This window comes from Nocardioides sp. W7 (genome assembly GCF_022919075.1).
Taxonomy (GTDB): domain Bacteria; phylum Actinomycetota; class Actinomycetes; order Propionibacteriales; family Nocardioidaceae; genus Nocardioides.
The window spans coordinates 2957277-2976162 of the sequence record NZ_CP095078.1; the positions used below are offsets into that span (position 1 = coordinate 2957277).

At 72.3% G+C, this 18886-nt stretch carries 21 protein-coding genes; 11 read left to right on the top strand and 10 right to left on the bottom strand.

Translation table 11 applies throughout. From position 1 onward, the window contains the following. Window positions 1-13 precede the first annotated feature (13 nt). The 3 genes from MUB56_RS25920 to MUB56_RS14045 all read left to right on the top strand — a co-directional run bounded on the left by MUB56_RS25920 (window position 14) and on the right by MUB56_RS14045 (window position 2197). Window positions 14-148, top strand: coding sequence for a hypothetical protein (locus MUB56_RS25920; RefSeq protein WP_280637285.1), 135 nt, complete (start codon window positions 14-16; stop codon window positions 146-148). Between the two features lie 68 nt (window positions 149-216). Beyond that, on the top strand, window positions 217-1011 hold the full coding sequence (locus MUB56_RS14040) for a glycosyltransferase (RefSeq protein ID WP_244927640.1): 795 nt from the start codon (window positions 217-219) through the stop codon (window positions 1009-1011). A 43-nt stretch (window positions 1012-1054) separates the two neighbouring features. After that, window positions 1055-2197, top strand: coding sequence for a glycosyltransferase family 4 protein (locus MUB56_RS14045; protein WP_244927641.1), 1143 nt, complete (start codon window positions 1055-1057; stop codon window positions 2195-2197). On the opposite strand, the gene MUB56_RS14050 is transcribed toward MUB56_RS14045, so the two are convergent. Then, the gene (locus tag MUB56_RS14050; RefSeq protein ID WP_244927642.1) at window positions 2166-2861 is read right to left on the bottom strand and encodes a class I SAM-dependent methyltransferase; all 696 of its coding nucleotides are present in this window, start codon (window positions 2859-2861) and stop codon (window positions 2166-2168) included. The two genes, MUB56_RS14045 and MUB56_RS14050, sit on opposite strands and share 32 nt — an antisense overlap. Before the next feature lie 130 nt (window positions 2862-2991). Between MUB56_RS14050 and MUB56_RS14055 the strand changes: the two genes are divergently transcribed. Further along, window positions 2992-3963: a DUF3068 domain-containing protein gene (locus tag MUB56_RS14055; protein ID WP_244927643.1), complete on the top strand. Its 972-nt coding sequence runs from the start codon at window positions 2992-2994 to the stop codon at window positions 3961-3963. Between the two features lie 27 nt (window positions 3964-3990). Here MUB56_RS14055 and MUB56_RS14060 read toward each other — a convergent pair whose 3' ends face one another. Together MUB56_RS14060 and MUB56_RS14065 are read right to left on the bottom strand one after the other, a co-directional pair. Continuing rightward, window positions 3991-4998: a hypothetical protein gene (locus MUB56_RS14060; protein WP_244927644.1), complete on the bottom strand. Its 1008-nt coding sequence runs from the start codon at window positions 4996-4998 to the stop codon at window positions 3991-3993. Further along, entirely contained in the window at window positions 4995-5855 is an 861-nt protein-coding gene (locus MUB56_RS14065; protein WP_348536689.1) for a class I SAM-dependent methyltransferase, read from the bottom strand. Before MUB56_RS14065 ends, MUB56_RS14060 begins: the two co-directional genes overlap by 4 nt. Before the next feature lie 41 nt (window positions 5856-5896). Between MUB56_RS14065 and MUB56_RS14070 the strand changes: the two genes are divergently transcribed. Together MUB56_RS14070 and rpsA are read left to right on the top strand one after the other, a co-directional pair. Further along, the gene (locus MUB56_RS14070; protein WP_244927645.1) at window positions 5897-6766 is read left to right on the top strand and encodes an aminoglycoside phosphotransferase family protein; all 870 of its coding nucleotides are present in this window, start codon (window positions 5897-5899) and stop codon (window positions 6764-6766) included. Window positions 6767-6986: 220 nt separating this feature from the next. Further along, window positions 6987-8471, top strand: a complete 1485-nt coding sequence (gene rpsA / locus MUB56_RS14075; RefSeq protein WP_244927646.1) for a 30S ribosomal protein S1 — start codon at window positions 6987-6989, stop codon at window positions 8469-8471. A gap of 94 nt (window positions 8472-8565) precedes the next feature. Here rpsA and MUB56_RS14080 read toward each other — a convergent pair whose 3' ends face one another. Then, complete coding sequence (locus tag MUB56_RS14080; RefSeq protein WP_244927647.1) at window positions 8566-8715, bottom strand: hypothetical protein; 150 nt, start codon at window positions 8713-8715, stop codon at window positions 8566-8568. 102 nt (window positions 8716-8817) lie between these two features. On the opposite strand from MUB56_RS14080, the gene MUB56_RS14085 reads away from it, so the two are divergent. The 4 genes from MUB56_RS14085 to coaE all read left to right on the top strand — a co-directional run bounded on the left by MUB56_RS14085 (window position 8818) and on the right by coaE (window position 11619). Next, entirely contained in the window at window positions 8818-9762 is a 945-nt protein-coding gene (locus tag MUB56_RS14085) for a helix-turn-helix domain-containing protein (RefSeq protein WP_244927648.1), read from the top strand. A 720-nt stretch (window positions 9763-10482) separates the two neighbouring features. Continuing rightward, window positions 10483-10764 (top strand): hypothetical protein, encoded by a 282-nt coding sequence (locus MUB56_RS14090; protein WP_244932479.1) that lies wholly within the window; start codon window positions 10483-10485, stop codon window positions 10762-10764. Then, window positions 10719-10943: a hypothetical protein gene (locus tag MUB56_RS14095; protein WP_244927649.1), complete on the top strand. Its 225-nt coding sequence runs from the start codon at window positions 10719-10721 to the stop codon at window positions 10941-10943. The genes MUB56_RS14090 and MUB56_RS14095 overlap by 46 nt, the downstream gene beginning before the upstream one ends. A gap of 67 nt (window positions 10944-11010) precedes the next feature. Beyond that, window positions 11011-11619: a dephospho-CoA kinase gene (gene coaE, locus MUB56_RS14100; protein WP_244927650.1), complete on the top strand. Its 609-nt coding sequence runs from the start codon at window positions 11011-11013 to the stop codon at window positions 11617-11619. Here coaE and MUB56_RS14105 read toward each other — a convergent pair. After that, complete coding sequence (locus MUB56_RS14105) at window positions 11588-12055, bottom strand: GNAT family N-acetyltransferase (protein ID WP_244927651.1); 468 nt, start codon at window positions 12053-12055, stop codon at window positions 11588-11590. The genes coaE and MUB56_RS14105 overlap by 32 nt on opposite strands. 38 nt (window positions 12056-12093) lie before the next feature. Here MUB56_RS14105 and MUB56_RS14110 point away from each other — a divergent pair, with 38 nt between their 5' ends. Beyond that, on the top strand, window positions 12094-12402 hold the full coding sequence (locus tag MUB56_RS14110) for a hypothetical protein (protein ID WP_244927652.1): 309 nt from the start codon (window positions 12094-12096) through the stop codon (window positions 12400-12402). Between the two features lie 63 nt (window positions 12403-12465). Here the strand turns inward: MUB56_RS14110 and MUB56_RS14115 are convergent, their stop codons facing one another. The 5 genes from MUB56_RS14115 to MUB56_RS14135 form a co-directional block, all read right to left on the bottom strand. Beyond that, entirely contained in the window at window positions 12466-13422 is a 957-nt protein-coding gene (locus MUB56_RS14115) for a sigma-70 family RNA polymerase sigma factor (RefSeq protein WP_244927653.1), read from the bottom strand. Window positions 13423-13601: 179 nt separating this feature from the next. Continuing rightward, entirely contained in the window at window positions 13602-15737 is a 2136-nt protein-coding gene (locus tag MUB56_RS14120; RefSeq protein WP_244927654.1) for a S9 family peptidase, read from the bottom strand. A gap of 48 nt (window positions 15738-15785) precedes the next feature. Then, window positions 15786-16433, bottom strand: a complete 648-nt coding sequence (locus tag MUB56_RS14125) for an XRE family transcriptional regulator (protein WP_244927655.1) — start codon at window positions 16431-16433, stop codon at window positions 15786-15788. Next, on the bottom strand, window positions 16430-17551 hold the full coding sequence (locus MUB56_RS14130) for an FAD-dependent oxidoreductase (RefSeq protein ID WP_244927656.1): 1122 nt from the start codon (window positions 17549-17551) through the stop codon (window positions 16430-16432). Before MUB56_RS14130 ends, MUB56_RS14125 begins: the two co-directional genes overlap by 4 nt. Beyond that, window positions 17541-18875 (bottom strand): FMN-binding glutamate synthase family protein, encoded by a 1335-nt coding sequence (locus MUB56_RS14135; RefSeq protein WP_244927657.1) that lies wholly within the window; start codon window positions 18873-18875, stop codon window positions 17541-17543. The genes MUB56_RS14130 and MUB56_RS14135 overlap by 11 nt, the downstream gene beginning before the upstream one ends. Between the last annotated feature and the right edge of the window lie 11 nt (window positions 18876-18886).

Below are 18886 nucleotides of genomic sequence, written 5' to 3' on the forward strand. Positions count from 1 at the left end.
GAGGGACAACAGCATGAACTTCATCATTTCCGGCGTCGTCGGCGGTCTGGTGGCCTTGACCGCCACCTTCGGCGGCATCCAGGCCTACCAGGGCAGTGACCCGTCGCCGGTCTCGAACGACAAGCTCTTCGAGTACGCCAGCGAGTGATCCGCTCCACGACCCGTCCCAGGTGGACGGGTCGTGTTGTCGCTGCATCAGGCTTGGGAGGGCCCCGCATGCTGCAACTCGTCATCCCGGCGTACAACGAGGAGGGCCGGCTCCCGCGCACGCTGCGCGAGCTGCGCAAGCACGTCCTGGCGAGCCGGACCCTCACGGGTCGGGTCGAGGTGATCGTGGTCGACAACGCCAGCACCGACGCCACGGCAGCGCTGGCCCGGGAGGCGGACAGCCCCGCGCTCCCCGTCCGGGTCGTGCGCTGCGCGACACCGGGCAAGGGGGCCGCCGTACGGGCCGGTTTGCTGGCGACCACCTCCGACGTCGTGGGGTTCATGGACGCCGACGGCGCGACGCACCTCGACGCACTGGAGGAGGGGCTGCGACTGCTCTCGCTCGGTGCCGACATGGCGATCGGGTCGCGCGCAGTGCCCGGCAGTGACACCGAGGTGCGGCACCACTGGATGCGCGAGTCCGGAGCGCGGGCCTACCGGGCCTGCACGGCTCGGGTCGTCCCGGGCGTGCGCGACACCCAGTGCGGCTTCAAGCTGATGACCGGCTGGCTGGGACGCGTCACCGCCCGCCGGCTCCGCTCGGCCGGCTTCTCCTTCGATGTGGAGCTGCTCGGGCTCGCCCGAGCCCATGGCGCCCGGATCGAGGAGTTTCCCGTCGTCTGGACCGACGTGCCCGGCTCGACCTTCGACCCGGTGCGGCACGGGGCCTCGTCGTTCGCGGCGCTGGCGATGATCGCGTGGCGGGTTCGCGCTGTGGCGGGTCTCCCGATCCCGGTCCCGGTTCCGCTCGGCCCGTCCATGACGGGTTCGCCGTCGCTGGGCGCGATGGCGGCCGACGTCTGAGGTGACGGCCGACTCGGGAGCCCTGCGAGGCTGCCGGACCGCGGTGGTCAACTGGCGCGACCTGGACCACTCGGCGGCCGGTGGTTCCGAGCACTACGCCTGGGAGTTCTCCCGTGCCCTGCACGAGGCCGGTGCGAGCGTCGACTTCATCACTGCACGCGACCGCGGGCAGAGCCGCAGCGACCTCGTGGACGGGATCCGCATCGTCCGTGGCGGCAACCAGTTCACCTTCTACCTTTTCGCGGCGCTGGCCCTGCTTCGACGGCGGAAGCGGCTCGACCTCGTCGTCGACCCCGAGTGCGGCATCCCGTCCTGGTCGCCCCTCTACGTCGGCCGCCGGACGGCACTCGTGCTCGTGGTCCACCACGTCCACCAGGAGCAGTTCGCGACCTACTTCCCGGCGCCGCTGGCCTGGTTGGGCCAGGTGCTGGAGCGGGTCGTCATGCCCCGCGTCTACCGGGGGGTGCGCACGATCGCGGTCTCGCCCTCGACCCACGCCGAGATGATCGAACGGCTGGGCTGGACGGGGCCGGTCGAGGTGGTCGCCAACGGCACCGCCGTACCGCCCGCCGATCGGTTCGACCCAGCCGGCCAGGAACCGGACCGGGTCGCCGTACTCGGTCGGCTGGTGCCGCACAAGCGGGTCGACCTGGTCCTGCGGGCGATCCGCGACCTGACCGGAGATCGGCCCGCTCTGCGCCTCGACGTGCTCGGCCGAGGTCCCGACGAGGAGCGGCTGCGCGCCCTGGCGGCCGAGCTGGGGATCGCCGAGCGCGTGTGCTTCCACGGCTTCGTCACCGAGGAGCGGAAGTGGGAGCTGCTGCGACTCGCCAGCCTGCACGTCGCGGCGTCCGACAGCGAGGGCTGGGGCCAGGTCGTGATCGAGGCGGCGGGCTGCGGCGTCCCGACGGTGGCGCGCGACGTGCCCGGACTGCGCGACTCGGTGCGGCCGGGGGAGACCGGCTGGCTGGTGGCGGACGACGCAGACCTCGACGTCGTGGGTGCGCGGCTCTCCGCGGCCATGGCGCAGGCACTCGCCGAGCTCTCGGATCCCGGTGAGCGGGACGTCTCGTTCGCGGCTTGTCAGGCCTGGGCCGGGCGGTTCACCTGGGCGCGGATGCGGTCCCGGGTCACGGAGATCGCCGCCGCGGAGGTCAGCGCTTCACGGCGCGGGCGACGAGACTGATGCCGGGCAGCCGGCCGACCGGAAGGTAGCGCTCGGTGGCGACGGCGAGGCGCAGTCCGGCGTTCACGACCGGGTGCACCTCCTCCATCTCGCTCTCACTGTCGTTGTGCCGGCGGCGCAGCCGGGCGACCGGTCGCAACAGGACGTTCCACGACATCACGTCGACGACGTCGAGTCCGGCGCCCTCCATCAGCGTCACCAGCTCCGCACGTTCGTAGCGTCGGTGGTGCCCCAGGGCGACGTCGTGCCCGCTCCAGAGCTTCATGCTGCACGGCACCGCCACCAGGGCGCGCCCGCCGGGGCGCAGGACCCGGGAGGTCTCGCGGGCCACGGCCTCGTCATCGTCGATGTGCTCCCACATGTCGGTCGACATCACGAGGTCGAGCGTGCCGTCGGCGAACGGCAGGCGCCGGGAGTCGCCTCGGACGATCTTCAGCCCCCGGGAGGCGGCGAGCGTGGCGGCCACGGGGGAGTACTCCAGCCCGGTGACGTCCCAGCCGAGGTCGCGCAGCACGCGGGTGTTGCCGCCGCCGCCGCAACCGACGTCGACCGCCCGCCCCGTGGGCAGTGGCGCCACCAGCCTGCGCACCAGTGCGCGGCGCTCGGCGTACCACCAGTGGCGCTCCTCGAGCGCGGCCGATTTCCGGATCTCCTGCTCGTCCACGGGCCGACCCTACTGCTCAGTACGATCGCCGTCCGAATGCCTGACGAGGGACCGTCGGACTGCTAGTGTTCGGGCGTTCTGAGTGACGTGTGCCACTCAGCGTAGGGAGGGAAATCTCAAAATGCGCCGGTTGTTTCCGCCTGCCTTGGTGGGCCTCGGGGTGTTCCTGCTCGTCGCAGCGGCACTGATCAAGTTCTACGCGTATCCGCAGTTGGCGGTCGCCCCGAAGGACCAGGACAGCATCACCCGACTGTCGGCTGAGGACGCGGTGGTGTTCAGCACCGATCCCGCGCTGCTGACCGAGGTCAAGATGGACCTGGAGGTCACCAACACCACCCGAGGCGACATCAAGGCCACCAACGACGCGCCGGACGGCACGCTCGTGTGGGCCGACACCCAGACCGTCAAGAACACCGACGGTGACACGCTCTCGCAGAGCGTCTCCCTGGCCGCCCACGACGCGCACACCGGTGAGGCCGTCGACTGCTGCGGCTCGTTCGTGCAGGAGGACGCGGAGGCGGGCCCCGTCGAGGTCGTCCGCAAGGGTCAGGTCTACAAGTTCCCGTTCGGCACGGAGCAGAAGTCCTACCAGTGGTGGGACGACACCATCCTGGACACGGTCGAGGCGAAGTTCGAGAAGGAGACCGACCTCGACGGGATGACGGTCTACCAGTTCGTGGCCGAGATCCCGCAGACCGTCGTCGGCACCCGTGAGGCGCCCGCCTCCATCGTCGGCGAGGTCGGCAACGACCCGATCGAGGTCGACATCGCCTACGCCAACCGCCGCACGTTCTGGGTGGAGCCCAACACCGGTGTGATCATCGACCGGCGCGAGGAGCAGAACAGCACGCTGCAGATCGCGGGCGAGGACCGCGCGACCACGACCCAGGCCGACCTGAGCTACACCGACGCGCAGGTCGCGGCCAACATCGACGAGTACGAGCAGAAGGCCAGCCTGCTCGGCCTGGTCAACGGGTTGATCCCGCTGCTCGCGCTGATTCTGGGCGTGCTGTTGATCGCCGGTGGCGTGCTGCTCGGACGCTCCCGGCAGTCGACCTCCGGCACCACGACCAACGCGGGACGGGCGCCCGCCAAGGTCTGATCCACTGCTTCTAGGACGGGGCGCTCGCTAGCGCGCTCGGTCGGCCACCGCATCGAGGATGCGGCTCAGGCCGGCCGGGTCGTGGCGGGCGCCCCGTCCGCGCGCGGTGAGCAGTGTGCGGCCGTCCTGGACCGCGGCTCCGATGGAGACCCCGGAACCGCCTCCGGTGACGGGGTAGAACGCCACGTCGTCCAGGTCGGTGTTGAGCTCCCCGAGGTGCGAGACGAGGTACGTCGAACCCAGTCGTCCCGCCAGTCCTGCCTGGACCCTGGCGGTCAGCGTGGCGAGCCACGCCCGGTCGGCATAGACCGGATCGGCTGCGGCGGGCTCGGTGCCCAGGGACCGCAGGGCGGTGCGTGCCGCCTCGACGCTGCCGACCTGCCCGGGCCCCAGGCGTAGCAGGGCGCTCTGATCGCCCAGGGTCGGCTCGGCGCCCCCGGGACGACTGACCCCGACCGCCACGCGGGTGCGGCGCAGGCGGGAGGGGACGACCAGTCCGGGAGCGGCGGCGGCACAGGCGGCCACGAGGGCGGCGGTCCCGAGCCGCGCATCGACCACGGTGGAGGCGAAGACGTCGCCGCCGGGTCCCGGCGTCGAGCGCGTGGGGGCGACCTCCGAGGGCGGGCTCAGCAACGCCTCGCCGACGCGTCGCAGCCGGGCCTCCACGAAGCCGTGCCGGGGCGGTCGGTCACCGACGCCGGCGGCTCCCGAGGTGGCAGCTCGACCGGTGAGGGCCGTGAGCAGCGCGAGCAGGCTCAGCCCGTCGCCGACCGAGTGGTCGACGCTGATCGCGAGCCTGGTCCGGGACAGGCCGACCTGAACCGGGTGGGGTGATCGGCCCGTCACGGCGCCGAGCAGGAGGCCGTCCCGATCCTCCTCCACCACCGGAGCAGACCCGGCGCCGCCGGGCAGCAGGGCCGTCAGCTCGTCCACCGCCTCGCGGAGGGTGGCCGTGTCGAGGCCGGGCGGCCGGCGCACGGAGACGGCGGGCGTCCAGGCGACCGCCGGGTCGCCGACCCAGGTCGTGCCGGTCACCGCAGGTCCGCGGCGAAGACGGCCGTCCCGGGGGTCAACCGACCGCGGACCGCCGACCAGCCGCCCCACACCCGGTCGTGGTGCTCGGGCCACTCCGGCTCCAGCAGTCGGCCGATCCGGAAACCGGCGGCGGTCAGCACCTCGACCCAGTCGCCCAGGGTCCGGTGGTGCTCGACGTACGACACCTCGCCGGTCGCGTCGTCGGTCTCGACGTACGGCGTGCGGTCCCAGTAGGACTGGCTCGCCACCAGACCGTCCTCCGTCGGGTCGTCGGGGAACATCCAGCGCGTCGGGTGCGTGATCGAGAAGGCGAACCGGCCGCCGGGGCGCAGCACCCGCGCAGCCTCGCCGACCGCCACGTCGAGGTCGCGCACGAACTGCAGGGCGCCGAACGACGAGAACACCACGTCGAAGGAGCCGTCCGCGAACGGCAGCGCGGTGGCGGTGCCGAGCACGGAGGGCACCACGAGGCCGGAGGAGTCGTCAAGCCGGCGGCTGTGCTGCAGCTGGCGGTGCGACAGGTCGAGGCCGATGGAGCGTCCGCCCTGGGTCCGGACCCAGCGCGAGCACTGTCCGGCCCCGGAGCCGACCTCGAGGACGTCGCGGTCCGCGACCGGTCCGAGCATCCCGACCTCCGCCTCGGTCAGGCCCTCGGGCCCCCAGACGAAGCCGGCGTCGCCGAGGAACGCGCCGTGGGTGGCCTGGTACTCGTCGGCGTAGCGGTCCCAGTCGGGTCCGTTGGCGCGCCGCGAGTCGGCCTCGCCGATGGTGCGCCGCTCGGCCCGGAACGGCGGCAGGTCGGGGTGCTGTCGCGAGTCGGGGGCATCGGCGTCGCCGAGCATGCTGCCGGTGGTCACGACCCGACGGTAGCCCCCCGCCTCATGGCACCATCGCCTGCGTGGACCTCGCCGCCGCCTCGCTCGAGCCGCTGCCCGGCGGCTGGTCGGGCCAGACCTTCCTCGCCGAGGTCGCGGGGGAGCGCTCGGTCGTCCGGGTGTACGCCGAGGCCGGGCACCGCGGGTCGGCCGCGGCCGAGGTCGACGCAGCCCTGCTGCGGCTGGTCCGGGGCCTGCTCCCGGTGCCCGAGGTGCTGGAGCTGCGCCGGGCCGACCCGGCGAGCGGGATGCCGGCGCTGCTCGTCACGTCGTACCTCCCCGGGGTGCGGGCCGACCTGCTGCTGCCGGAGCTCGACGAGGCGGGTCGGCGAGCCCTCGGCACCCGGCTCGGCGGGCTCGTCGCCGACCTCGGCGGGATGCCGCACCTGACGGCCGGTCCGTTCGTCGACGCCGACCTGCGGATCGGGGAGTGGGGGATGCCCGACGGACTGCCGGAGCTGGTGGCGACGGCGCGGCCCGACCTGGGCGGGGTCGCCGACGACGCTCAGTCCCTGCTCGACTCCGTCACGAGGCGGGTGCTCGTGCACAGCGACCTGAACCCGAAGAACCTGCTGGTCGACCCCGCCACCCTCGAGGTGACCGGGCTGGTCGACTGGGAGTACGCCCACGCCGGGCACCCCTTCACCGACCTCGGCAACCTGCTCCGCTTCGAGCGGGACCCGGTCTTCACGACCGCGGTCCTCGAGGCGTACGCCGAGCGCCGAGGAGCCGACCCTGACGACGCGCTCGCGCTCGCCCGGGCGGCCGACCTGTGGGCGCTGGTCGAGCTGGCCGCCCGGCCCGATGCGAACCCGGTCGCGGCCCGGGCCGAGCGGCTGCTGCAGGTCGTCGCCCGGACCCGGGACGCCGGGGCGTGGGACGGCACGATCTGAGGGCGGCTCGGGGGAGTGCGCTGGTTGGACGCAGGCGCGCGCCGCGGCGTAGGCTCAATCCTGCGCCAGAGGTCTGCCTGCGTCCCGGACGGAGTGGACTCTCGCTCGCTATCAGCGCCAGGATCCCCTCATCCGGATCCGCGCACGACTCCATCGGTAGTGAAACAGGACTTCTCCGCGTGCCCGCACAACATCTGCCCACCAAAGGTTTCCTTCCCTTATGACGAGCACCATCTCGATTCTCCCCGATTACGACGCGCCTCAGGTTGCGATCAACGACATCGGTTCCGAAGAGGACTTCCTCGCCGCCATCGATGCGACGATCAAGTACTTCAACGACGGCGACATCGTCGCCGGCACCATCGTCAAGGTCGACCGCGATGAGGTCCTCCTCGACATCGGCTACAAGACCGAGGGCGTCATCCCCTCGCGCGAGCTGTCGATCAAGCACGATGTCGACCCCTCCGAGGTTGTCGCGGTCGGCGACGAGGTCGAGGCCCTTGTTCTCCAGAAGGAGGACAAGGAGGGCCGGCTGATCCTGTCCAAGAAGCGCGCCCAGTACGAGCGCGCCTGGGGCACCATCGAGCAGGTCAAGGAGGAGGACGGCGTCGTCGAGGGCACCGTCATCGAGGTCGTCAAGGGCGGCCTCATCCTCGACATCGGCCTGCGCGGCTTCCTGCCCGCCTCGCTGGTGGAGATGCGTCGCGTCCGCGACCTGCAGCCGTACGTCGGTCAGGTCCTCGAGGCCAAGATCATCGAGCTCGACAAGAACCGCAACAACGTGGTCCTGTCGCGCCGTGCCTGGCTCGAGCAGACCCAGTCCGAGGTTCGCCACGGCTTCCTGACCCAGCTCCAGAAGGGTCAGATCCGCAAGGGTGTCGTCTCCTCGATCGTCAACTTCGGTGCGTTCGTGGACCTCGGCGGCGTCGACGGTCTCGTCCACGTCTCCGAGCTGTCGTGGAAGCACATCGACCACCCGTCCGAGGTCGTCGCCGTGGGCGACGAGGTCACGGTCGAGGTGCTCGACGTCGACATGGACCGCGAGCGTGTCTCCCTGTCGCTGAAGGCGACGCAGGAGGACCCGTGGCAGCACTTCGCCCGGACCCACCAGATCGGCCAGATCGTGCCGGGCAAGGTCACCAAGCTGGTGCCCTTCGGCTCGTTCGTCCGCGTCGAGGAGGGCATCGAGGGCCTGGTGCACATCTCCGAGCTCGCCGAGCGTCACGTCGAGATCCCGGAGCAGGTCGTCCAGGTCAACGACGACGTCATGGTCAAGATCATCGACATCGACCTCGAGCGTCGCCGGATCTCGCTGTCGCTCAAGCAGGCCAACGAGACCGCTGCCGCGGGCGACGTCGAGGACTTCGACCCGACCCTCTACGGCATGGCCGCGACCTACGACGAGCAGGGCAACTACGTCTACCCCGACGGCTTCGACCCGGAGACGGGCGAGTGGCTCGAGGGCTTCGACGAGCAGCGCGCGACCTGGGAGGACCAGTACGCCAAGGCGCACGCTCGCTGGGAGGCCCACGTCAAGCAGCAGGCCGAGGCCAAGCAGGCCGAGGTCGAGGCGGGCGAGGCGACGTCGTACTCCAGCGGCGGCTCGGACGACGTCGAGACCGGTGGTGCCGCCGAGGGTGGCTCGCTGGCCTCCGACGAGGCGCTGCAGGCGCTCCGCGAGAAGCTGACCGGCGGCGCAAGCTGATCAGCAGGTAACAACCAGCTCCACGCGCACGACGGCCCGGCCACCTCACGGTGGCCGGGCCGTCGTCCGTTTCTGCCCCGGAGCGGGCGGCACCTCAGGCGAGGTAGCCGGGCTCGCGGAACGCGGGGTCCTCGTAGTGGGAGGTGGGGGGACGCCGGGTGCCCCGGCTGTCGTGGACCATCGTGCGTATGGTCAGGAACGCGAGGGTGGCGGCCAGCGCCAGCAGGAGGTAGAAGAAGATCATGGCAGTATCCTGCGCTTCAGTGACTTCCTGCCACAGTGGCAGGAAAGTCACCTTCCGTCGATTTTCTGCCAGACCTGTGGCAGCATGGCTGAGGTGGAACGGGTGCAGACGGTTGCCGTGGTCGTGCAGGACGGAGCCGAGCCCTTCGGGCTCGGGTCCCTGGTCGAGGTGTGGGGAGAGCCGTACCACCCGGACGACGACAACCCGGTCTTCGACTTCCAGGTCTGCACCCCCCGCCCGGGTCGGGTCAAGGGTCGCTCCGACTACGACCTCCACATCGAGCGCGGACTGGACGCCGTCGCGGACGCCGACCTGGTCTGCCTGAGCCCCAAGCACGACTTCCTCAACCACGACCCGGCTGTGCTGGAGGCGGTGCGCGCGGCCTACGACCGGGGCGCCATCCTCTACGCGCACTGCTCGGGCGTCTTCGAGCTGGGCGCCGCGGGGCTGCTCGACGGACGCGAGTGCACGACGCACTGGCGCTACACGGCCCGGCTGGCCTCGATGTACCCCGAGGCGCTGGTCCGTCCCGACGTCCTCTACTGCCACGACGGCACGGTGCTGACCGGCGCCGGGTCCGCCGCCGGCATCGACGCGTCGCTGCACCTGCTGCGCGACCTGTACGGCGCCCGGGTGGCCGCGACGACCGCCCGCCGGATCGTCGTACCTCCGCACCGCGACGGGGGTCAGGCGCAGTTCATCGCCCGGCCGGTGCCCGACTGCGACGGCGAGACCTTCGGCGTCCTGCAGCAGTGGATCGTCGAGAACCTCCACGAGGAGCTCGACGTCGACGCCCTCGCCAAGCGGGCGCTGATGTCGCCGCGCACCTTCGCGCGCCGCTTCCGCGACGAGGTCGGGGCCACCCCGCACGTGTGGGTGACCGGCCAGCGGGTGCTGCGCGCCGAGCAGCTGCTCGAGCAGACCGACCGCTCGGTCGAGCGGATCGCCGGCGACGTCGGCTTCGGCAACGCGGCGACCCTGCGGCACCACTTCTCGCGGGTCCGGGGCGTCAGCCCCCAGCGGTACCGGCGCGCCTTCTCCGCCTGACTCCCGGCCTGACCCGGACGACGGTCGCCGTGCGGATCGGATCGGGCTGCTTCTGACGTACCTCGCCGGACTGGCCATGCGGGAGAAGTCGCTCCTCGTGGCCATTCCGATCGCTCCGGTCATGATCTACCTGGCACCCCGGCGGTCCGGCCGCTGGCGCAGGCTCGTTCGTGAGGGCTGCGTGCTGGGTGCCGTCGCCACCGGCTACGGGCTGATCTACCTCGCGTTGACGCGCCGGGACTCGACCGGGCCCTTTCCCGTCGAGTTTAGGTGGCAGCCGATCGACTCGGTGCTGCGCTCGTTCGGCGAGCTGGCCGGGCACCTCCTGGCGCCGGGCCTCCTCGGCGGCCCCTGGGGCACACTGCCGACGGAGGCCGCCCTTCAGGCTCATCCCGCCGGCCGGCAGGTGGCCCTGACCGGAGTCGTGGTCGGCGTGGGGTTGCTGGTGGCGACCGCGGTCCGGCGCTCGGCGTGGGTGCCGCTGAGCATGGTGGCTGCTCGTCCAGAGCGGTCGACTGGAGGTCCTCGGCCTGACCAAGCTCGGCTACGAGCGCTACGCCGCCGACATCTTCGCCGTGCTGGCCCTGGCGCTGTGCGTGACGCCGGAGTCCTCGCGCCCGAGGAGCCGGGGAACTCGTCGACGCTCGCACGGCTGCGGGAGGGTGCTCTGCCCCGAGCACTCCCGTGGGCCGTCGTCACCGCGCTGGTCGCGTCCCTGGGGTGGCCGACATCGTGGCCGTGCACCGGATCGGGGTCTCGCCCGCCCGCGCCTGGATGAGCACGGTGCAGGCGGAGGCCAACCGGCTCTACACCCTGTCCCCGGAGGGTCGCCTCCTCGAGGCGGCCGTCGTCCCGGCGATCCGTTCTCGCCCGGGCCCGGTCCCCGACTGCGGCTACGCACTCGGAGCGGGCGAGAGCGTGACGGTCTCGATGACGAGCTCGATCTACGGGTTCAAGTGGATGGTGCAGTCAACGCCTACACGTCGACGGCGGGCGGGCTGACCCTGGACGCGGGGGAGCACACCCTGCCGTTCACGATCCACGAGGGGCTCAACTCGCCCCAGGCGATCATCGTGGGCGCCGTGGAGGACGAGGTCCGGATCGAGTCGACGGCCACCGACGGGGTCATCTGCGTGACCGAGGTGATCATCGGCGCGGTTGCCGCCCCACCTGCTGACTGAGGGCACCGGGCGGGCTCGGCCCCGGACCGCGGGTTCCGGATCGGACCCGGGCTGCGATACTCCCCGCGTGACGCGAGTGGGACTCACGGGGGGCATCGCCTCGGGCAAGAGCACGGTCTCGGCGATCCTGGAGGAGCTCGGCGCCGTCGTCATCGACGGCGACAAGCTCGCCCGCGAGGTGGTGGAGCGGGGCACGCCGGGTCTGGCGGCGGTGGTGGAGGCGTTCGGCACCGAGCTGCTGACGCCCGCGGGTGACCTCGACCGTCCGGCGCTCGGCAAGGTCGTCTTCGGCGACGAGGCCAAGCGTCGGGTGCTGGAGGGGATCGTGCACCCCCTGGTCTTCGAGCGGTACGCCGCACTCGAGGCCTCGGCGCCCGCGGGCGCGCTGGTCGTCCACGACATCCCGCTGCTGGCCGAGTCCGGCCGGGCCGACACCTTCGACGCGGTCCTGGTCGTCGACGTACCCGTCGAGACCCAGGTCGAGCGGCTGGTCCGCGACCGCGGGATGGAGCGGGCCGACGCCGAGGCCCGGATCGCAGCCCAGGCCACCCGCGAGCAGCGGCTCGCGATCGCGACCCACGTCCTCGACAACACCGGCAGTCTCGAGGACCTGCGCGCGCGGGTGCTCGAGGTGCACGCCGAGCTCACGAGCTCCGGGTCAGGCTCCGGGTCATGAACGTGCTGTTCGGGTCGAGGCGGTAGCCGCCGAAGGGCGGGCACTCGACGAACCCGTGACGGGCGTAGAGCGCCCGGGCGGGGGCGAAGAAGTCCTGCGTCCCCGTCTCCAGGCTGACCCGGTCGAACCCGGCCGCCCGGGCCTCCTCGAGCACGAAGGCGAGGATCCGCGCGGCGATGCCCTGGCGGGTCCGGTGCGGTGCCGTCCGCATCGACTTCAGCTCGGCGTGCCCGTCGTCGAGCCGCTTGAGGGCCGCGCAGCCGACCAGCTCCCCGGCGTCGTACGCCGACCAGAAGCGCACCCCGGGCACCCGCAGGCCGGCCAGGTCGAGCGCGTGCACGCTCTCCGCCGGGGAGGTCTCGTGCATCTGGTCGAGGTGGGCCTGCAGGAAGGCCGCGATCTCGGGCGAGGTCAGTGGGTCGGGCGTGATCTGCACCGGCGTAGCCTGTCACCTTCTGAACACGGGGGTGCGACATGGTGGCGAGCCGATCTGCTCGAGAGCGCAAGGCGGCCGTGGAGGCCGGGCCGCTGGCCCGGGTCAAGATCGACCTGGACGGACAGCAGCAGTTCCTCTACAAGATCAGCTGCACCACGTGCACGGGCAAGGGTGACAAGCCCTGGTCGACGCATCGCCAGAGCGGGGACAACGGCTTCATGGCGGCGATGGACCGGTGGACCTTCCACCTGACCGAGAAGCACCCGGATGCCGAGGCGCCGTGCCTGGCCTACCTGGCCGCCGCCCAGCAGCGGCTGCACGAGCGGCGCGAGGCCGGGACGGCCTGAACGCACGGAAGCCCCCGCCGGTGGGCGGGGGCTTCCGAGTGGTGCCGAGGACGTTGCGACCGGTCAGGCCGCGAGGTCCGGGTCAGCGATCCGGCGCAGCTTCTGCAGCGCCTCCCGCTCGAGCTGGCGCACCCGCTCGGCGGAGATGCCGTGCTTGGTGCCGATGTCGGCGAGCTTGTGCTGCCGGCCGTCGACGAGGCCGTAGCGCGATCGGATGATGTCGGCGGCCCGCTCGTCGAGGTGGCCGACCAGGCTGTTGAGCCGGTCCCGGGCCTCCACGTCGAGGAACGACAGGTCCGGACCCGGCGACGTCTCCTGGGCCATCAGGTCACCCAGGGAGGTGTCGCCGTCCTCGTCGACGGGGGAGTCGAGGCTGACGTGCTCACGACCCCAGGCCATCAGGTCGAGGACCCGCTCGACCTGCATGCCGAGCTCGGTGGCGATCTCGTGCGGCTCCGGGTCGCGGCCCAGCTGGCGCTCGAGCGTACGACGGGCGCCGCCGACCTGGTTGAGCTCCTCGACGACGTGCACGGGGAGCCGGACGACCCGGGCCTGCTGGGCGATGCCACGGGTGATGGCCTGCCGCACCCACCAGGTGGCGTAGGTCGAGAACTTGTAGCCCTTGGTGTAGTCGAACTTCTCGACCGCGCGGATCAGGCCGGTGTTGCCCTCCTGGATCAGGTCGAGCATCGGCATCTGCGCGCGGCCGTACTTGCGGGCGATGGAGACGACCAGCCGGAGGTTGGCGGTGATGAACGTGTCGATGGCCTTGCGGCCCTCCTCGGCCAGCCACTCGAGCTCCTCGGCGTTGGCCGTCATCGGGGCGCCGCCCTTGCGGCGACCGACCCGGCCCTCGGCGAGGAGGTGCTCGGCCATCAGGCCGGCCTCGATGGTCTTGGAGAGCTCGACCTCGGTGGCCGCGTCGAGGAGGGCATTGCGGGCGATCTCGTCGAGGTACAGGCCGACGCTGTCGCGGCCCTCGATCTCGCGTCCCCCCGCAGATGCGGTTCGTGTAGCCATGGGGCCCTCCTAGCTTCCGTGACACCGGCTGTTGCCGGCTCACATCGTCGTCAACGCCCCAGGTGTCCAGAGGATTCCCCTGTCAAACCCGTTGGGCCTTCAGCTGGAACGACGTGTGGGAGGGCCCGCGAGTTGCCTGATCCGCCAACTCTCAGGGACTTCTCAGGGCTGCACCCCGATCAGCGGTCCGCCAGGCCCATCCGATCCAGGATCCAGGCCAGCGTGAAGGCCCGGTCGTGCCAGGACTTGTACCGCCCCGAGACCCCGCCGTGGCCGGCCGACATCTCGGTGCGCAGCAGCACGTCGGGGTTGCCCGTGACCGCGCGCAGGCGCGCCACCCACTTGGCGGGCTCGACGTAGAGGACGCGGGTGTCGTTGAGCGAGGTCTCGGCGAGGATCGGCGGGTAGGCCCGGTCGGCCACGTTGTCGTACGGCGCGTAGCCGGCCATGTACGCGTAGACCTCCGGGTCGGCCTCCGGGTTTCCCCACTCGTCGTACTCGGTGACGGTCAGCGGCAGGGTGGCGTCGAGCATGGTGGTGAGCGCGTCGACGAACGGCACCTGGGCGACGAAGCCGCCGAACAGCTCCGGCGCCTGGTTGGCGACCGCGCCCACGAGCAGGCCGCCGGCACTGCCGCCCTCGGCGACCAGGGTCTCGGGGGTCGCCCAGCCGGTGTCGACCAGGTGTCGCGCACAGGCGATGAAGTCGCCGAAGGTGTGCTGCTTGGCGAAGAGCTTGCCCTCGTCGTACCAGCGCCGGCCCATCTCGCCGCCGCCGCGGACGTGGGCGATCGCGAAGGCCGCGCCGCGGTCGAGCAGCGAGAGCCGGGCGACGGAGAAGTACGGGTCGGTGGAGACCTCGTAGGCGCCGTAGCCGTACAGCAGGGTCGGGACCGGCTGGCTGCCCCCGCCCACCCCCTCGCGGGAGCCGCGGCGGCACACGATCGAGATCGGCACCCGCTCGCCGTCCTCGGCGCTCGCCCAGAGCCGGTGCTCCTCGTAGTCGTCGGGGTCGTAGCCGCCCAGCACGGGCGCGCGGCGCAGCAGGGTCAGCTCGCGGGTGCGGACGTCGTAGTCGTAGACCGAGGACGGCACCGACATCGTGGTGTAGCCGAGCCGGACGGTCGGCTGGTCGAAGACCGGGTTGCCGCCGGCTCCGACGGTGTAGACCTCGTGGTCGAACTCCACCAGGTAGTCGTCGCCGGTGCCGTCCGCGTCGAGCTCGATGATCCGCAGCTGGGTGAGCCCGTCGCTGCGCTGGTGGATCACCAGGTGGCCGGCGTGGGCGTCCACGCCTTCGAGGCGTACGGCGGGGTCGTGGGCGACCAGCGGGTGCCACTCCTCGGGCGCGGTAGGGGCGATCGGGGCGACCCCGATCTCGAAGTCGGGCCCGGTCGCGTTGTGGTGCACCAGGAAGGCGTCCTCGCCGCGGAGCACCGCGTGCTCGAGGGTGTACTCCAGGTCCTCGCGGCGGGGCGCGAACAGCACCCATTCGGCGTCCGGGTCGGCGGTGTCGAGGTAGCGGTACTCGGTGGTGGTCTTCGAGCCGGTCGCGGTCATCAGGAACCGGTTGCTGCGGCTGCGGCCGATGCCGGTCCAGAACCGGCCGTCGGGCTCGTGCAGGACCAGCTCGTCCTCGGCCTGCGGGGTGCCGAGGCGGTGCCGCCACACCTTGTCGGGCCGCCAGGAGTCGTCGATGGTGGAGTAGAAGCAGTCCAGGCCGTTGGGGTGCCACACGACGCCGCCCATCACGTCGGTGAGCTCGTCGTCGCGCAGGCCGCCGGTCGTGAGGTCCTTGAACCGCACGGTGTAGCGCTCGTCGCCGACCGTGTCGACGGCGTAGGCCAGCAGGGTGTCGTCGAGGGTGAGCGCCGAGCCGCCGAGCGAGAAGAACTCGTGCCCCTCGGCCAGCTCGTTGAGGTCGAGCAGCACCTCCTCGCCCGGGAGCGCCGGCTCGTCGGGGCGGGCCTCGGCCGCGGGCTTCGGGGGCGTCCAGTCGTCGGGGTCGCCGACGGGGACGCGGCAGGTGGCGCCGTACTCCTTGCCCTCGTAGGAGCGGGAGTAGTACCAGTGCCCGCGGTTGCGGCTCGGGACCGACAGGTCGGTCTCGAGGGTGCGGGCCTTGACCTCCTCGAAGATCCGGGTCCGCAGCTCGGCCAGGTGGGCGGTGCGCTCGGCGGTGTAGGCGTTCTCGGCCTCGAGGTACGCCGTCACCTCCGGCGCGTCCTTGTCGCGCAGCCACTCGTAGTCGTCGACGCGGGTCTGGCCGTGGATCTCGCGGGTGGTGGGTCGTCGGTCGGCGACAGGGGGCTGCATGGGGCGAACCTATCCGGCTGCCCCCGCAGGCCCGTCCCGGTGGTTCGTTCAGCGCGTCGTGCTGTCGGGGAAGGCGATGACGGAGAGGAACCGGATCGGCAGCTCGACCAGGTCCGTCGGGCCGTGGGCGCCCTCGCCGTCGAACTGCAGCGAGTCGCCGGGCTCGAGGCGGTAGACGGTGCGGCTGTGGCCGTAGTCCATGACGCCCTCGAGCAGGTGGATGAACTCCGTGCCCGGGTGCTGGAAGAGCGGGTAGGTGTCGCTCTTCGCGGTCAGCGTGACCAGCAGCGACTCCAGCCGCTTGTGCTGACCGCGCAGCGAGCCGAGCAGCTCGTAGTCGTGGCCCGCCTGGGTGCCCTCGCGGGCGATCCGGGGGCCCTGGCCGGCGGGGGTGTGCACGGCCTCCCGCTCGCCGTCCGCGTCCCGGAAGAGCGACGTCACCGGCACGTCGAGGCCGGTGCCCAGCCGGGACAGCGTGGCCAGGCTGCAGGACGTCTGCGAGTTCTCGATCTTCGACAGCATCGCCTTGGAGATGCCGATCCGGTCGGCCGCGTCGGCGACCGAGAGCCCCGCCTGGATCCGCAGCGCGCGCACGTTGCGGGCGATGGTGTCCTCCAGGCTGCTCTCCGGCGGCGGCTGCGAGGGGTCACGGCGCCGGGTGGTGCCGGTCGCGTTGCGGATCAGCCGCCGGCTCACCGGCCTGCTCCCCGGAACGCGAACCGCGGCTCCGGCGCCGCCCCCGCGACCAGGTCGGCCAGCAGCACCCCGAGCAGCGGCGCGAACTTGGCGCCGTGCCCCGAGCAGGGCGAGGCGATGACCACCGGCCCGACCCGGTCGAGCACGAAGTCGCCGTCGCCGGTCATCGTGAACAGGCAGGTCGCCTCCTCGGTCGGATCGGGGACGAGACCGGGCAGGTGCTGCTCGACGTACGACGTCACGACCCGGCGGGGCCGGTCGTCGATCACGCCGTCGCGGGTGCTCGCCGTCGTGAGCGACTCGCTGTCGAACTGCCCGATCTTGTACGACGGCGCGGGGCCGCCGTCGCGCCCCGAGCCGAGCGCGTACAGCTCGACCTCGTGCTTGTCGACCAGGGTCGGCCAGCGGGCCGCGGGGTCGCGGTGCGCGAAGTGGAAGAGCTCCTGCTGCTTGACCCACAGCGGCGGGAGCTCGGGGCTGACGCCCAGGCCTCCCAGCAGCTCGGGCAGCCAGGCGCCGGCCGCGACCACGACCGTCGCCGCGCGGGCGGACCCGCCCGCGGTGTGCACGACCACCCCATCGGCGACCGGCTCCAGCCGGGTCAGGGCGGTCTGCTCGTGCAGGTCCGCCCCGTGGGCGAGGGCGAGGCCGACGCAGGCCCGGACGGTGGCGTCGGCGTCGAGGTGCCCGGCCTCCGGGTGGAAGGCGGCCTCGCCGGCCAGCGCGATGCCGGGCCAGCGCTCGGCGATCTCGCCGGCGCTCAGCAGCTCGACCGGCATCCCGGAAGCCGTCAGCAGGTCGAGGACGCCGCGGGTCCGGGCGGTGCCGGTGTCGAGCCCGCCGGTCCGGGTCCGGAGCGCGACGCCGGCCTCGGCCTCGAGCCGGTCCCACTCGTCCGCGGCCCGGCCGGTGAGGTCGACGTAGAACGGGTCGAGGTAGGCGCGGCGGTAGATCCGCGACGACCCGTGCGAGCTGCCGTGCACGTGGCCGACGGTGTGCTGCTCCAGCAGCAGCACCGAGTGGCCGCGGGCGGCCAGCTCGCGGGCCGCGGCCGTGCCCGCGAGGCCGGCGCCGACCACGCAGACGTCGTACGCGGCCTCGAGGTACTCAGAGGCCACCGGTCGTCCCCGGGATCCAGGAGGTGCCGGCCAGCGGCACCCGGGCCATCGCGGCCGCCTCGAGCGTGACCGCCACCAGGTCCTCGGGCTCGAGGTGGGTGACGTGGGACTTGCCGCACGCGCGGGCGATGGTCTGCGCCTCCATGCTCAGCACCCTGAGGTAGTTGGCCAGGCGCCGTCCACCCAGCACCGGGTCGAGCCGGGCCGCGAGCTCGGGGTCCTGGGTGGTGATGCCGGCCGGGTCGCGGCCGTCCTGGAAGTCGTCGTAGAAGCCGGCGGCGGAGCCGAGCGCGTCGTACTCGGCGGCCCAGCGGGGGTCGTTGTCGCCGAGCGCGATCAGCGCGGCGGTGCCGATCGCGACGGCGTCGGCGCCGAGGGCCAGCGCCTTGGCGACGTCGGCGCCGGTGCGGATGCCGCCGGAGACGACCAGCTGCACCCCGTCGGGCCGGCGGTGCACGCCCAGCTCCTGCAGCGCCTGCACCGCCTGGGGGAGCGCGGCCAGGGTGGGGATGCCGACGTGCTCGATGAACACGTCCTGGGTGGCGGCGGTCCCACCCTGCATCCCGTCCACGACGACCACGTCGGCGCCGGCGTGCACGGCCAGCTTCACGTCGTAGTAGGTCCGGGTCGCCCCGACCTTGACGTAGACCGGCTTCTGCCAGTCGGTGATCTCGCGCAGCTCGGCGATCTTGATGGTCAGGTCGTCCGGGCCGGTCCAATCGGGGTGCCGACAGGCACTGCGCTGGTCGATGCCCTCGGGGAGGGTGCGCATCCCGGCGACCCGCGGGCTGATCTTCTGGCCGAGCAGCATCCCGCCGCCCCCCGGCTTGGCGCCCTGGCCCAGCACCACCTCGATGGCGTCGGCCGCGCGCAGGTCGTCGGGGTTCATCCCGTAGCGGCTCGGCAGGTACTGGTAGACGAGATGCCGGGACTGGCCGCGCTCCTCCGGGGTCATCCCGCCGTCCCCGGTGGTCGTGGAGGTGCCGACCTCGGAGGCGCCGCGGCCGAGCGCCTCCTTGGCCTGGGCCGACAGGGCGCCGAAGCTCATGCCGGCGATGGTGACCGGGATGTCGAGGTGCAGCGGCCGCTCGGCGTGCCGGCCGCCGAGCACCACGTCGGTGCCGCAGGACTCGCGGTAGCCCTCCAGCGGGTAGCGGGACATGCTCGCGCCGAGGAACAGCAGGTCGTCGAAGTGCGGCAGCGCGCGCTTGGCGCCCCAGCCCCGGATGTCGTAGACACCGGTGGCGGCGGCGCGCTGGATGCCGTGGATGGTGGCGCGGTCGAAGGTGGCGGACTCGCGGAGCCCGCGCTCGGCGTACGTCATCGGTGGTCCCC